Below are 15,136 nucleotides of genomic sequence, written 5' to 3' on the forward strand. Positions count from 1 at the left end.
CATTCTCATATTCATATTAGACTTTTTTATGAAAAAAGAGCAAGCAGAAAGTACAAGAAAGGCATGACAAACAAGAAACTGTCAAAACGGTCCAAGATACCGCCATGACCCGGGAGAATATTCCCAGAATCCTTAACATCGTAATGTCTTTTCAAGGCGGATTCCACTAAATCTCCAAGTTGTCCGAAAATGGATAAAAACAGTGTGATCAACAGCAGATAGATATACGGGATCGGAAGATGTACAACAAGTTGAAAAATCGTCGCAAGTACAAGTGCGATGACAATTCCGCCTGCGAATCCTTCCACTGTTTTATTCGGACTGATTTCAGGCCACAGTTTTCGCTTACCGAGCGCTTTCCCGACAAAATATGCACCGGAATCAGTAGACCAAATCACAACACACGCGTAAAAAATGTATGTTAACCCAAATTGGTCAAGATTTCTGATTTCTATAAAATAATGAAAACACATTCCAATGTAAATTGCTGCAAGCGTAATAAACCCGACTTCATCAAAAGTAAAGGTGTTTTTCACCAACACTGTGTAAGTCAGCAAAAGCAGTACCGCGAACAAAGCGATTTCCACTTTTGAAATACCATCCGCCTCTAAAAACGAATACTGGCTTGGCAATAAGAACATCCACAATAATAAAAGACCGATCAAACCTGGCAGTGAAACCATTCTCAGCTTTTTCATCCGTAATAGTTCAAAAAGCGCTACACTGCCCATAGCATAAACTAATATGGTGAACGGCAATTTCCCGACAATAACCAAAAATAAAAATACAATTGCTGCCAGAACACCTGTCAAAATTCTTTGTTTCATGTCCACCATCCTCTAAATTCCGCCAAACCTCCGGCCCCTCCGCTGATACTCTCCTAACGCCTCTAAGAAGTGATCTTCTTTAAAGTCAGGCCACAGGACGTCAGTAAAGACAAATTCGCTGTAGGCAACCTGCCATAGCATAAAATTACTCAGTCTGATCTCACCGCTCGTTCGAATTAAAAGTTCAGGATCCTGCAAAGATTCAGTCATTAAATAATTAGAAAAAAGTGATTCATCAATGTCTTCAATATTCAAAGACCCTTCCTTCACTTTTTCCGCGAGTGATTTTGCAGCAGTGACAATTTCAGTACGGCCTCCATAATTGAGAGCAAAATTAAGGATCATTCCGTCGTTTTGCGCCGTATCCTGTACAGCCTTTTCAATTGCACGTAAGGTGTGCGCCGGCAGAGCCGTTTCATCTCCTATGATCCGAACCCGTACATTTTCCTCAATAAGCTCTGGAAGATACGTATTTAAAAATTCTTCCGGAAGCTTCATTAAAAAATCGACTTCCATTTTCGGCCTCTTCCAGTTCTCTGTTGAAAATGCATACAATGTCAGTACTTTGACACCTAGTTCGTTCGCAAGCTTCGTTGTCCTTTTTACCACCTTCATCCCCTCATGGTGGCCTGCAATTCGGGGAAGAGAGCGCTTTTTAGCCCAACGGCCATTTCCATCCATGATAATGGCGATGTGTTCGGGAATTTCTCCCTTAAGTATGTCTTCTTTTGTATAACGTTCTAAGTTGGAAGCCGCAGTTTGCTGATTCTTCCAATTTTTGAGTATGTTGAGCATGAGATTCCTCCGTCACCCAAAAAGGTTGCATTCCCTGCTGATAATCAACAGTATTAACAAAAAAACCCCCTGTAAACATGAGAGGGTCTTTTCACTATTATCTATTGTACATAGTTTTTCATTAAACTTCCATGATTTCTTTTTCTTTGTCTTTTGTGACACCGTCAATTTTTGACACATATTCATCTGTCAGTTTTTGAACGTCTTCAGTGGAAGCACGCAGTTCATCCTCAGTAATGTCTCCGTTTTTCTCAAGCTTTTTGAGATCATCGTTCGCATCGCGGCGTACATTTCGGACAGCTACTTTCGCTTCTTCAGCATATTTTTTTACAACTTTGACTAATTCTTTCCGTCTTTCCTCTGTCAGCGCAGGAATTGCAATTCGGATCATATTCCCGTCACTTGTCGGCGTTACGCCTAAGTCAGCCTTTAAAATCGCTTTTTCGATATCACCAATAGCTGTTTTGTCATAAGGCGTTACCACAAGCATACGAGCTTCAGGCACGTTAATAGAAGACAGCTGATTTAAAGGTGTCTGTGCTCCGTAATATTCAACCGTTACTTTATCTAATAAAGATGGATTGGCACGGCCTGCACGTACAGTAGCCAATTCGCGCTGATAAGCAGCAATTGCTTTTTCCATTTTTTCTTTTGTTTGAGTTAATACTTCTTTTGACACGTTATTTCCCCCTCACGATCGTTCCGATTGATTCACCGATAACGGCGCGTTTGATATTTCCTTCTTCCATAATAGAAAAGACGATAAGCGGAATGTCATTATCCATACATAAAGATGATGCTGTTGAATCCATGACTTCCAGGCCGTCTTTTAGAACGTCAAGATAAGAAAGTGATTCATACTTAACAGCTGTTTCATCTTTTCTAGGATCAGCATTATACACACCGTCAACATTATTTTTCGCCATTAAAATAACGTCTGCTTCAATTTCAGCAGCCCGCAGTGCAGCTGTCGTATCAGTTGAGAAATATGGGTTTCCTGTGCCCGCAGCGAAAATAACGACACGTTTTTTCTCTAAGTGGCGTATCGCTTTTCTTCTTATGTACGGTTCAGCAACTTGTCTCATTTCAATGGATGTTTGCACTCTGGACTGGATTCCGAGTGTTTCCAAGCTGTCTTGAAGAGCAAGCGAATTCATAACTGTCGCCAGCATTCCCATATAGTCAGCAGTCGCACGGTCCATGCCCAGGTCACTTCCTGTTTTTCCGCGCCATAAGTTGCCTCCGCCTACTACAACAGCCACTTCGACTTCAAGCTCAGCGATTTCTTTCACTTGCTTTGCAATGGATTGAATGACAGTTGGGTTAATTCCGTTTCCCTGTTCTCCTGCCAATGCTTCTCCGCTAAGCTTTAATACGATACGTTTGTATTTTGGTTTTTCCATGATAACCTCCAAGTGTAAACATTGCCGTTTTCTATTATGCAAGAGAAAAAAAGGTTTGTAAATATAGTTTTAAAAATAGGGAACACAAAGTGTGTCCCCTATACTGCCTGAAAAGACGCGACTTCGCCGCGAAATCTTTTCGCCATTATTTTTTCACTTGGTTCATTACTTCTTCAGCAAAGTTTTCTTGACGTTTTTCGATGCCTTCTCCAACTTCATAGCGGACAAAAGTTTGAACAGTTGCGTTTTTCGCTGCAACAACTTGTTTCACTTTTTCATCTGGGTTTTTAACGAACGCTTGGTCTAAAAGACAAATTTCTTCGAAGAATTTGTTCAGACGGCCTTCAACCATTTTCGCTACGATGTTTTCAGGTTTGCCTTCTTGAAGGGCTTGCTGAGTTAAGATTTGACGCTCATGATTTTTTTCTTCTTCAGATACTTGATCGCGAGAAATATAACGAGGGTTCACTGCAGCAACGTGCATTGCGATATCTTTCGCAGTTTCTTCGTCAGTAGTACCGTTGAGAACAGTTAATACGCCGATGCGGCCGCCCATGTGAAGGTAAGCACCGAATGCAGAGCTGTCGTCTTTTGTAAGAACTGTAAAGCGGCGAAGAGTGATTTTCTCACCGATTTTAGCAACTGCGCTTGTGATGTACTCTTCAACAGTAGCGCCATTTTCCATTTTTTGACCCATTGCTTCTTCAACATCTGCTGGAGCATTTGTAAGAAGGTGGTCAGCTAAAGTGTTAAGAAGCTCTTTGAAGCCTTCGTTTTTCGCAACGAAATCAGTTTCAGAGTTGACTTCAAGGATAACACCTTTGTTGCCGTCAGTTTTAATAATAGTAGAACCTTCAGCTGCGATACGGTCAGCTTTTTTCGCTGCTTTCGCAATTCCTTTTTCTCTTAAAAGGTCAATTGCTTTATCCATATCTCCGTCAGTTTCAGTTAACGCTTTTTTACAATCCATCATGCCCGCGCCAGTTTTTTCACGCAGTTCTTTTACTTGCTGTGCAGTAATTGCCATTTGTATTCCTCCTTATATGTTTAAACAAGAGTATGTATATCACACATTTTTCTTGAAAAAAGGTGATAAAAGGCAGTCCCTCTTATCACCTTTTAAATAGGTTACGCAGTTGTTGTTTCTGTTTCTGGTGCAGTTTCTTCAGCAACTTCCGCTTCTTCTTCGCCTTGCTTCGCTTCTAGGATTGCATCTGCCATTTTAGAAGTTAGAAGTTTAACAGCACGGATAGCGTCATCGTTCGCTGGGATTACAACATCGATTTCATCTGGATCACAGTTAGTATCTACGATACCGATGATAGGGATGTTTAATTTGCGAGCTTCCGCAACAGCGATGCGCTCTTTGCGAGGATCGATGATGAATAATGCATCAGGAAGACCCTTCATATCTTTAATTCCGCCTAGGAATTTTTCAAGACGCTCTAATTCTTTTTTCAATTGAACGACTTCTTTTTTAGGAAGTACTTCAAACGTACCGTTTTCTTGCATTTTTTCAATGTCTTTAAGACGTTTAATACGTTTTTGGATTGTTTCAAAGTTTGTTAATGTACCGCCCAACCAGCGTTGGTTGACATAGTACATGCCAGAGCGCTGAGCTTCTTCTTTAACAGAATCTTGAGCTTGTTTTTTTGTTCCGACGAAAAGGATTTTCCCGCCTTCAGCAGCAAGATTTTTAGTGAAGTTGTAAGCTTCCTCTACTTTTTTGACTGTTTTTTGAAGGTCAATGATGTAGATTCCGTTACGCTCCGTGAAAATGTAACGCTTCATTTTTGGGTTCCAACGGCGTGTTTGGTGACCGAAGTGAACACCAGCTTCAAGCAATTGCTTCATAGAAATGACTGACATGTTATTTCCTCCTAATATAATGGTTTTTTTCCTCCGCTTAGGTCATTTTTGTGCAGAACTGCCGCCTGCAGCACCCTCTGCATAAATCGTTAAGCGTGTGTATTTAACACCAAGACATAATATAACACAGCTTTATCCGACAATCAAGAATCCTTTACACCTTTGGAGCGAAATTTTAAAAATAGCTCGATTTCTGTCTTTCCGCTCTTCAGTTTCTGAGCTATTTGACTGGCTGAATACCCCTGTTCATATAAATCTATGACCTGGTCTTCAAAAGATTGGACATCGCTGTTTACGCTCTCTTCCTGACGCTCAACCTCAGTAATCAGGCCTTCAATATGTTCAGGAAGATTCTCTTCTTCTTGAACTTCATCCCGCTCTGCATAATTTTCAGAGCGCTGAAGGTCTGACTTTTGGGTTTCTTTTTCGGCTTGGCTTGAAGGTGAATCGGTATTTTCTATCAGTTTCTCATTTTCTTCTTTTAATTCAAGAAGAAATGCCGCTAAGGTGTTTTCCGTCTCTTCAAGTATCTTTTTTTGCTGTTTTTCTGTTTCTTTCACAGCCGCGAGCCTCGTATACAGGATAATGACAGCGTACAGAAGAACGCCGTGGAGCGCAAAGCTTAAAAGCCATAATAGTGTTGACATGTTTTTCACTCGCTAACCATGAAATTCATTATTGAATCACTTTTTCAAGCAGATTCTTTAATTTAAATAGTGCCTTTGAATGGATCTGTGATATGCGGGACGTAGAAAGATTTAATACTTGCCCGATTTCTGTCAATGTCAACTCCTCTTTGTAGAACAAACTGACTACCAGCTGTTCTTTTTCAGAGAGTTCGTGAATTTTTTCGGCAAGCTGTGCAATCAGTTCATCCTTCATAATCTTTTCCTCAGGCGGAACATTTTTGTCATCTCTGATCATGACCTGAATGTTTTCACCATCATCTTGATCATGAAGCTTTTCATCAATTGACAGCAGATTGGCAAAAAAACCTTCATTCATTGTTGACACTACATCTTGTACCGTCATTCCGAGTTCCTCTGCAATTTCTGCGGGCGTTACGTTCCGAAGATAGCGCTGTTCAAGCTTTTCAATTGTCGCTTCAACCTTCTTTGTTTTTTCACGTGAGGTTCTGGGCAGCCAATCTTCTTTACGAAGCCCGTCTATGATTGCACCGCGAATTCTAAACGAGGCGTAGGTATCAAATTTTAAGTCCCGGCTGGGGTCAAATTTTTCAAGGGCATCATATAAACCAAGCATACCAAGGCTCATAAGATCGTCTTTATGCACTGATTTTGGCAGTCCGACAGAAATTCTGCCTACATGATATGTGACAAGCGGCATGTAACGGCGCATTAAATCGTCACCGGCTTTAGGATCTTTCCACTCTTTCCAGCGCGTCCAAAGCACCTGATCTTCATAATTCAAGGATTGCATTGTTATCCCCCTAATACCTTAATTAAATCGTTTTTTCACCTTGTTTAACAGTTCGAATATGCAGCATGCAGGACTTCGGTTCAAATTCTATCGTCCGGCCGCTTGAGCCGCCCGTATCTTCACTAATGATGGGAATTTTATATAAAGACAGCTGTTCCTTTATCGCTAATACATTTCTCGGTCCGATCTTCATCAAATCATTTGTCGATTTAAATTTAAACATTTCTGATCCGCCGGCTAACTTTGCTTTTAATGCAAATTTCCGGCACCCCGCTTCTACCAGCATATCAATTGTGGTTTTCACGGCGGTGTCAGCGTACTTAGCCCGATTGAGTTCGGCAGTTTTCGATAATGTTGAATTCGGCAGCATAACATGGACAAGCCCCGCTGTTTGCTTTTCTTTATCGTAAAGCACCAGCCCCACACATGATCCTAAACCAGAGGTCCGGATGGTATCTGGAAAGCGGGCGATCTTTACGTCAGCAATTCCAACCTTTACAACAACAGCCTCAGTTGTACTCATATTGATGCACCCAAGGCGACAAAGAGCTTTTCAAACGAATCATAGTCCGGCAGCATAAACATATGCGCTTTCAGCTCCTGCTGATGGCCTTGGTCAAAAATTGACGTGTCGACAACAATAGCGTGTTCTCCAACCTGACTGAGCTCCATCAGCCCTTCGCTGATCACAGCGCCGAACATGTCCAATGAAACTTCAGGAACGCTTGGATAAAGCTGGAGTTTCGTCAAATCCGCCAAGGCTGTTAAATATGACCCTGCTAAAATATTGCCCAGTTCATGCAAAGCGGATGAGCTCATATGATCTTCACCTAAGTCCTCTATATCAAATTCGGGGTTTCCAATCAGCTCTCTGATAAACTGCTCCGCCTGATAAAAAGGCATTATAAAGAACATTGAACCCGTTAAGTCGCCTTCCATTCTTAAAAAGATGCTGGCAACCGGGATATCGGCGCCGCCGAAAAAATCGACAAGATCATCGAAAGACAGCAGCTTTGCAAACGGGACTTCCATATCTATCTTTCTATTTAACAGCAGGGCCATTGCAGAGGCGGAGTGGCCGGCGCCAATATTGCCGACTTCCCGCAAAATGTCCATCTGCTCTTCTTTGATTCCATTAAAAATACTCATGTCATAACCCCTTTAAGATTAAGCTTGATCGGGCACAGCGGACTGAGATGATTCTTTATCCAAAACCGCGTTCGCATCAATAATATTTAAAAGTCTGTTCTCTTGTTTCACAATCTGTTCGATCGATACATCTGTATCTTTCTGGACGCTTTCTGGAGCAGATTCTATTTCATTTTCGTGTACGGTAATCACATCATTCGCTTCATCCACAATCCAGCCGACTTCAATATCACGATAAGCAATAATGATAATTCGTGTTTCATCGGTAATTTCATACTCTGGCAAATTCAGGCGCTTTCTTAAATCAATAACCGGAGTCACCACCCCGCGCAAATTGATTACCCCGCAAATATATGGTTCGACGCCAGGCACTCTCGTCGGCTTTTGCCATTTTTCAATTGATTTCACCTGAGTGACGGAAATGGCATATTCTTTGCCATTTACCACAAAGACAATCATTTTTTCGCCTGTTTTAATTTCTGCAGTCATGTGAGACACCTCCTCGAATGGTTAAATAATCAGTGCATTACAATCAATAATGAGTGCTACGTCTCCGTCTCCTAAAATAGTAGCTCCGGAAATTGCAAAGACGTTTGTTAAATAATCTCCGAGTGATTTCAGCACAACTTCCTGCTGGCCAATAAAGGAGTCCACCACAAATGCAGTAGGTTTGTCGCCTTTTTTCACGACAATAATATGGAGCTGTTCCGCGTCTAATCTTGTATCTTCTATTTTAAACTCTTCTTTTAAATAAACGACAGGGACAATGTGCCCTCTGAAGTCAATCACTTCACGGTCATGCGTTTGTAAAATGTCTTTTCTGTTAATAACTGCTGTTTCAATGATTGAAGAAATCGGAATGGCAAATATCTCTTCTTCCAATTTGACCAGCAGAACTGAAATAATGGACAATGTAAGCGGAAGCTGGATGCTGAATAGAGAGCCTTGGCCTTCTGCAGATTTTACACTGACTGAACCGCCAAGAGACTCCAGTTTATTTTTCACAACATCAAGTCCGACGCCGCGGCCGGAAATATCAGAAATTTGATCAGCAGTTGAGAACCCTGGAGCAAAGATCAATTCGTAAATTTGATTGTCTTCTAAGGTTTCGGCTTCTTTTTCCGTAATGACGCTGCGCTCAAGCGCTTTTTCAAGAATTTTTTTACGATTAAGGCCTGCACCGTCATCCTCTACTTCGATAAAGACATGGTTGCCGCTGTGATAGGCTTTCAGCACAACATTTCCCGATTCCGTTTTTCCTTTTTGCAAGCGCGTTTCCGGAGACTCGATACCATGATCAATACTGTTTCTGATCAAGTGCACGAGAGGATCTCCAATTTCATCAATTACTGTTCGATCCAGTTCAGTTTCCGCACCGATGATCGACAGTTCTATTTTTTTATTCAGCTCTTTTTGAAGCTGGCGAATCATTCTCGGGAACCGGTTAAAAACAGTTTCAACCGGAACCATTCTCATATTTAGAATAATCGATTGCAAATCTCCGGAAATTCTGGTCATTCGTTCAACTGTTTCAGTCAGTTCATTGTGCTCAAGCTCTTTTGCAATCTGCTCTAGACGCCCGCGGTCAATGACAAGCTCTTCGAATAAGTTCATTAAAGAATCAAGTCTGTCAATGTTGACACGAATTGTTTTAGATCCGCCGGCTGTATGCTTCGCCTGGTCATCGTTTTTAGCAGGCTGTTTTTGTTTCTCCTGCTTAACAGGTACAGGGGCTGGTGAATCCGCCGACTTAGGTTCTTCCGGCTTTTCAGCTGATGTTAAAGGAGCCCCTTGAATGACTTCGACATGCTCAATTTCTGAAACTCCATTGATTAATTGTTTAATTTCTTCCGCTGATTGGTGTGTTAAGAAGCAAACTTGAAAGCCAGTGCCGAAATCTTCTGTTTCGAGCACTTCCGCACTTGGGATTGTTTTGGCTACTTCTCCGACTTCATTAAGCTTTTCAAACACCATATATACACGAACTGCTTTTAACATACAGTTTTCGTTCAGAGAAATTTTGATTTCATATCGTTTAAAACCTTGCTCCTCAGCTTCTTGTATGACAGTCCGTTCAAATTCGTCATATTCCCAATCAGATGCTGAACTCTGTGCTTCTGCAGGTTCCTCAGAAGCAGCCGTTTCAGCATGCGCACCATTAACATCAAGCTTGGCGCTTACTTCTGAGATATCTCTTTTACCATCTCCGCCGTCAATAATAGACTGAACCATAGCTTCCAGGTGGTCCAGGGCTTCAAACAAAATATCAAGCCAGTCTGCGGTAACTGCCATGTCTCCGTTTCGGAATGCATCCAACACGTTTTCAAGCAGGTGGGTTAGATGTGCTAAATCCGTATAGCCCATCGTTGCGCTCATTCCTTTTAATGTATGGGCAGCCCTGAATATATCATGAACGAGCTGAAGGTCAGTCGGGTCTTTCTCTAAAAGGAGAAGCTTTTCATTACATGTTTGTAAGTGTTCTTTACTCTCATCAATAAAGACATCTAAATACTGATTCATATCCATTTGAATCACACCCTCTCTTTTTTCACACAGCTTGTGATGGATGCTGCGATATCTTTCACATGTTTAATCTCATGAATGAGGCCCGCTTTAACAGCAGCTTTTGGCATCCCATATACGACACAAGATTCTTCAGACTCCGCAATGGCTTTCACATTGCCGGCCGTAAGCATGTCTTTGAGGCCGGCAGTGCCGTCACTACCCATCCCGGTCATAATAACCGCTACTTTTTCATAGTCTGCCAGTTTACCGACAGAACGGAATAAATAATCGGCTGACGGTTTATGACGGCTCGGTGTATCGAGATTATCAAGAACGATCTGGAGTCCCCCGCTGTTTTTGATAACAGATATGTTTTTTCCGCCCGGTGCTATGTAAACACAACCGTTAAGAGCTGCTTCACCATCTTTAGCTTCTTTTACTTGAATGTCAGATAAATGATTCAGACGCTCAGCCAAAGAAGCAGTAAAACCTTCAGGCATGTGCTGAACAACAACCACTGGTGCGCTCAAATCCTTAGGAAGCTTCGGTATCACCTTTTGTAACGCCCTCGGACCGCCTGTTGATGTGCCGATACACACAATTTGTCTGCCTGTGCTTGTTTTCAGTTTGCTTAAATCAGGCTTTACAGCACGCACTATAGGCTCAGGCCGCACTGCCTGTGATACTGGATGTTTCCTCTGTACGGAATGTCCAGCCGCGACAACACGCTCAACTAATTGTTCTTTAATTTTATACAAATCCAGAGATATAGAACCCGATGGCTTTGTAATAAAGTCAAAGGCACCGATCTCTAAACAATTAATTGTGCACGCTTTTCCTTTCTCAGTCTGGCTTGACACCATGATGACCGGCAAGTTATAAATCTCAATAATTTTGCGCAGTGTGTCTGTCCCATTCATGACCGGCATTTCAACATCAAGAGTAATAACATCCGGCTTTAGCAATTCGATCTTCTTAAGCGCTTCTTCTCCGTTTCTCGCAGTTCCGATTACTTCTATCTGCTTTTCCTCGGTTAGAAAATCACTTATCATTTTTCTCATGAAAGCTGAATCATCAACTACAAGCACACGAATCAAATTAAGCCCTCCTCATTAAAAAAGAAGATAATTTCTCAATAAATGTCTGTTTGTCTTCTTTGTGTCTTGTTTCTTCTCTTTCAAACAAGGCGTCCGCTAAAAGACGGACTGACCGGCTGGCTTTTGCCTGAGGACTTTTTATGAAAAAAGGAACCTGTTCGACAACTGCTTTGCTCACGATCGCATCGTCAGAAATGGAACCAGCAAACTGAACCTGAACATCTAAAAACATATGAATCGTGCGGGAAAGGCGGGTAAAAGCCTCCAGCCCTTCCTTTTGATCACGGCACCGATTGACAGCCACCTTCATTGAAAGCTTATTTTCTGTCAAAACTAAGTGCTTGACAGCGCTGTATGCGTCCATAATGGCCGTCGGTTCGGGAGTTGTTATGATCAAAATATCTTCCGCTGATAAAATAAAAGGCAGCTGATCTTTTGATAAGCCCGCTCCCATGTCAAACAGGACATAATCGAACTGGCTTAACGCATGAGAAAGCTCATTGGCAAAAAACGTCCATTTTCTCTGATCCAGCCGAAACATCACATCAAGACCGGTTCCCCCTGATATATACCGCAAACCCTTTGGCCCAGTGGATAATGACTGCATCAAAGGTTTACGATCGGTTAATATATCGATAATTGTGGCGGAAGATGAGTTTCCCATTAATATATCAATGTTCCCCATCCCGATATCAAGATCGATGAGCAGTACCTTCTTACCTTTATCCTGCAGCGCAAGGGCCATGTTTAAGGTAATATTGGATTTCCCGACACCGCCCTTGCCGCTGATGACAGCAAGTGTCTTTGCTTTTTGTGAATAAACCATTGGCAGAACACGCTGACGCTTTTCCATTTTCGCCCGTAAAGTTGCTGCTTGGTCAAATCTGTTCATCTGCACAGCATCCTTACAAAATCAAGAGGTGATACAGTCTGTATATCCTCCGGCACATTCTGGCCGTTTGTGATAAACCCGACACCCATTTTGGATTCTGAAAGTATATTAAATACAGAACCTAAGGAAGCAGTTTCATCTATTTTCGTAAAAATAAACTGATTGACAGGGACAGATGAAAACCGTTTGACAATATGCTTCATATCCTCATATTTTGCAGTCGCGGATAAAACGAGAAATGACTGAATACTGCTCTCAAAAGGGATTGTCTCTTTCAATTCATCAATGAACCGCTGTTCCTTGAAGTTTCTTCCAGCTGTATCGATAAACACATGGTCATACTCAGTGAATAACTCTTTCGCCTTCTCGAATTCTTCTTTTGTGTAACAAACTTCCAGAGGAGCCTGCAGCAGTTCGGCGTATGTTTTCAACTGTTCAACAGCTGCAATCCGATACGTATCTGTTGTAATAAAAGCGATTTTTTTCTGTTTTTCAAGCATAGATATGGCTGCGAGCTTAGCCAGTGTTGTTGTTTTACCTGCTCCGGTTGAACCAAACAGCACGATATACTTTGAATGAATAGGCTCCTGCCACTTGTCTGCTGAAGGCAGTGTATCACATAGTATATCTTCGAGTTTACCGATCACGTTTTCTTCCGTCAGACCGCCCGTTTCCACAGAGCATCGAAGCAATTTTTTCAGCGCGTTCGTCTTCGTTGACTCTTTAATCCCGCTGTCTTGCAAAAGCTTTTCTGTTTTTCGCAGCGGCTCAGGAAGTACAGATTGATAAACTGAAAAATCACCAGGCTCATGCGGCTGCGGAAATTGAGGGGGATATGTCCTCTCTTCTATTTTCGGACTGCTGACCGGAGTTTTTAAGGTTTGTTCCGGCTCAGCTTCCTTCTGAGGTGTTTTTTTCTTAGGAAAGTCCTGATCCAATACGGCAATTACTTCAACAGCAGGCTTGTTGATGAGTCCAAACCATTTCCGCTTTTTGATCTTTTTCGAATTTAAGATGACGGCATCATTACCTAACTCTTTTCTGATAAGAAGTGCCGCTTCTTGCATTGAAGCAGCAGTAAATTTTTTTATTTTCATTAAATATCCACCACTCCAATGCTTTGTACCTCAACATTCGCCTCAAGTTCGTTATATGAGAGTACCGGAAGATCAGGGAAGTATCGTTCCAGAAGCTGTTTCACATACATTCTGACAGGGGGCGAACATAGAAGAATCGCAGTTTCCTGACGTAATGAGAGCTGTTCGGCTTCTTTAGCGACAGAGCGCACAATACTTTCTGAAATATCTGGTTCAAGCGACAAATAATTTCCGTGTTCCGTTTGCTGTACACCGTCAGCTATCGCCTTTTCTACACGGCCCGAACAAGTAACAACCTTCAACACTTCGTTTTCTTTGGAAAACTGGGCAGTTATTTGTTTAGCCAGCGCCTGTCTTGTATACTCTGTCAAAAGATCAGAATCTGTTGTTAATTTTCCATAATCAGCAAGCGTTTCAAAAATCGTTACTAAGTTTCGGATTGAAACTTTTTCTTTTAAAAGCTTAGCCAGCACCTTCTGAATATCACCGACAGACAACGGATTAGGCGTAACCTCTTCAACAAGCACCGGATACGTTTCTTTCAAGTGATCGATCAGCTGTTTCGTCTCCTGTCTCCCGATCAATTCGTGGGCATACTGCTTAATCTTCTCTGTAATATGGGTTGAAACGACTGAAGCAGGATCAACAACTGTATAACCAAGCATGTCAGCTTCATCTTTTATCGATTCGCCAATCCATTTTGCCGGCAGTCCGAATGACGGTTCCACAGTTTCAATCCCTTCAATGAGATCATCTTCCGGCGTAGGCGACATTGCTAAATAATGATCAAGCAACAGCTCGCCTTTTGCTATTTCGTTCCCTTTAATTTTTAATCGGTATTCATTAGGCTGCAATGCTATATTGTCTCTGATGCGCACCACAGGAATGACAAGGCCGAGTTCCAGGGCCAATTGACGGCGAATCATCACAATTCGGTCTAATAAATCACCGCCTTGATTGGCATCAGCAAGCGGTATCAAACCATATCCAAACTCAAATTCTATCGGATCTATGTGCAGAAGCTGAACAACGCTTTCAGGGCTTTTAAGGTCGTCAACCTCAGCCTCTTCCTCGAGAATCTCGTCCACTTCTTCTTTTTCCTTACCTGATTTAGATAGCATATAAGCGCCGAAAGCAAGCAGTCCCGCAAGCGGTCCCGTCAGAAAAATGCCAATCGGAGTGAAAATACCAAGAAGCAGAATTGTAGATGCTGCGACGTATAAAAGCTTTGGATAAGCAAACAGCTGACCTGTAATGTCATGCCCTAAGTTTCCTTCAGAGGCAGCTCTTGTCACGACAATACCCGTAGCTGTAGAAATTAACAGCGCCGGAATTTGCGAAACAATCCCATCTCCTACAGTCAGCATCGTAAATTTTGAAGCGGCCTCTTGAATGGACATGTCCTGCTGAAGCATTCCGATAACGATACCGAAAATAATATTGATCATGACAATGATGATTCCGGCAATCGCGTCACCTTTTACAAATTTACTGGCACCGTCCATCGCTCCATAAAAGTCAGCCTCTCTTGCCACTTTTTCGCGGCGGTGCTTCGCTTCCTGTTCGGTAATCATCCCTGCGTTTAAATCAGCATCAATACTCATCTGCTTCCCCGGCATTGCGTCCAGCGTAAATCTTGCTGCAACCTCGGAAACACGTTCAGCACCTTTCGTAATGACGATAAACTGAATAATAATCAGGATGATAAATACAACAAGTCCAACTAATACATTTCCGCCGACAACGAAATTTCCGAACGTCTCGACGACTTTTCCGCCTTCACCATGTGAAAGAATTGAACGTGTCGTTGATACGTTCAAGCCTAAACGAAATAGGGTTAAAAGCAGCAACAGTGACGGGAATATCGAAAACTGCAGCGCTTCCTGCATATTCATTGTGGTAAGAAGCACGATCAATGCAAGAGAAATATTAATAATGATCAAAATACTTAACAGCCATGGAGGAAATGGAATCACCAGCATCGCCACAATGAGGACAACACTTATTAAAACGGATAAATCTCTTGTTGACATGCTGCTTTTTCTCTCCTTTTAAATCGAAA

Annotated in this window: 16 protein-coding genes; all 16 read right to left on the reverse strand. The window is 42.1% G+C overall.

The window, feature by feature from the left end:
• Nucleotides 1–26: 26 nt before the first annotated feature.
• Entirely contained in the window at nt 27–836 is an 810-nt protein-coding gene (gene cdsA, locus V6D44_RS01010) for a phosphatidate cytidylyltransferase (protein WP_087991627.1), read from the reverse strand.
• Nucleotides 837–839: 3 nt separating this feature from the next.
• Nucleotides 840–1,622: an isoprenyl transferase gene (locus V6D44_RS01015; RefSeq protein ID WP_087991626.1), complete on the reverse strand. Its 783-nt coding sequence runs from the start codon at nt 1,620–1,622 to the stop codon at nt 840–842.
• Between the two features lie 121 nt (nt 1,623–1,743).
• A complete protein-coding gene (gene frr, locus V6D44_RS01020; RefSeq protein WP_087991625.1) occupies nt 1,744–2,301 on the reverse strand; it encodes a ribosome recycling factor in 558 nt (185 codons plus the stop codon).
• 1 nt (nt 2,302) lies between these two features.
• Nucleotides 2,303–3,025 carry a UMP kinase gene (pyrH, locus tag V6D44_RS01025; RefSeq protein WP_039073977.1) on the reverse strand — a complete coding sequence of 241 codons (723 nt, stop codon included), beginning with the start codon at nt 3,023–3,025 and terminating at the stop codon, nt 2,303–2,305.
• A gap of 145 nt (nt 3,026–3,170) precedes the next feature.
• Nucleotides 3,171–4,052: a translation elongation factor Ts gene (tsf, locus tag V6D44_RS01030; RefSeq protein ID WP_087991624.1), complete on the reverse strand. Its 882-nt coding sequence runs from the start codon at nt 4,050–4,052 to the stop codon at nt 3,171–3,173.
• 101 nt (nt 4,053–4,153) lie between these two features.
• On the reverse strand, nt 4,154–4,894 hold the full coding sequence (gene rpsB / locus V6D44_RS01035; protein ID WP_087991623.1) for a 30S ribosomal protein S2: 741 nt from the start codon (nt 4,892–4,894) through the stop codon (nt 4,154–4,156).
• A gap of 143 nt (nt 4,895–5,037) precedes the next feature.
• The gene (locus V6D44_RS01040) at nt 5,038–5,541 is read right to left on the reverse strand and encodes a DUF6115 domain-containing protein (RefSeq protein ID WP_087991622.1); all 504 of its coding nucleotides are present in this window, start codon (nt 5,539–5,541) and stop codon (nt 5,038–5,040) included.
• A gap of 28 nt (nt 5,542–5,569) precedes the next feature.
• The gene (gene sigD, locus V6D44_RS01045; RefSeq protein ID WP_010331078.1) at nt 5,570–6,334 is read right to left on the reverse strand and encodes an RNA polymerase sigma-28 factor SigD; all 765 of its coding nucleotides are present in this window, start codon (nt 6,332–6,334) and stop codon (nt 5,570–5,572) included.
• Between the two features lie 22 nt (nt 6,335–6,356).
• Nucleotides 6,357–6,857, reverse strand: a complete 501-nt coding sequence (cheD, locus tag V6D44_RS01050; protein WP_253269096.1) for a chemoreceptor glutamine deamidase CheD — start codon at nt 6,855–6,857, stop codon at nt 6,357–6,359.
• Nucleotides 6,854–7,483 (reverse strand): CheY-P phosphatase CheC, encoded by a 630-nt coding sequence (gene cheC, locus V6D44_RS01055; RefSeq protein WP_087991620.1) that lies wholly within the window; start codon nt 7,481–7,483, stop codon nt 6,854–6,856. Before cheC ends, cheD begins: the two co-directional genes overlap by 4 nt.
• An 18-nt stretch (nt 7,484–7,501) precedes the next feature.
• Nucleotides 7,502–7,972, reverse strand: a complete 471-nt coding sequence (cheW, locus tag V6D44_RS01060; protein WP_087991619.1) for a chemotaxis protein CheW — start codon at nt 7,970–7,972, stop codon at nt 7,502–7,504.
• Between the two features lie 21 nt (nt 7,973–7,993).
• Nucleotides 7,994–10,009: a chemotaxis protein CheA gene (gene cheA, locus V6D44_RS01065; RefSeq protein ID WP_253269095.1), complete on the reverse strand. Its 2,016-nt coding sequence runs from the start codon at nt 10,007–10,009 to the stop codon at nt 7,994–7,996.
• A 5-nt stretch (nt 10,010–10,014) separates the two neighbouring features.
• On the reverse strand, nt 10,015–11,085 hold the full coding sequence (gene cheB / locus V6D44_RS01070) for a protein-glutamate O-methylesterase CheB (RefSeq protein ID WP_253269094.1): 1,071 nt from the start codon (nt 11,083–11,085) through the stop codon (nt 10,015–10,017).
• Nucleotide 11,086: 1 nt separating this feature from the next.
• Nucleotides 11,087–11,983, reverse strand: coding sequence for a flagellum location/number ATPase FlhG (gene flhG / locus V6D44_RS01075; RefSeq protein WP_202327675.1), 897 nt, complete (start codon nt 11,981–11,983; stop codon nt 11,087–11,089).
• Entirely contained in the window at nt 11,974–13,074 is a 1,101-nt protein-coding gene (locus tag V6D44_RS01080) for a flagellar biosynthesis protein FlhF (RefSeq protein WP_087991613.1), read from the reverse strand. The genes flhG and V6D44_RS01080 overlap by 10 nt, the downstream gene beginning before the upstream one ends.
• Nucleotides 13,074–15,107 carry a flagellar biosynthesis protein FlhA gene (gene flhA / locus V6D44_RS01085; protein WP_087991611.1) on the reverse strand — a complete coding sequence of 678 codons (2,034 nt, stop codon included), beginning with the start codon at nt 15,105–15,107 and terminating at the stop codon, nt 13,074–13,076. The genes V6D44_RS01080 and flhA overlap by 1 nt, the downstream gene beginning before the upstream one ends.
• Nucleotides 15,108–15,136 lie beyond the last annotated feature (29 nt).

Origin of the sequence: Bacillus sp. 0209A (assembly GCF_036765095.1) — a bacterium.
Lineage (GTDB): Bacteria > Bacillota > Bacilli > Bacillales > Bacillaceae > Bacillus > Bacillus subtilis_G.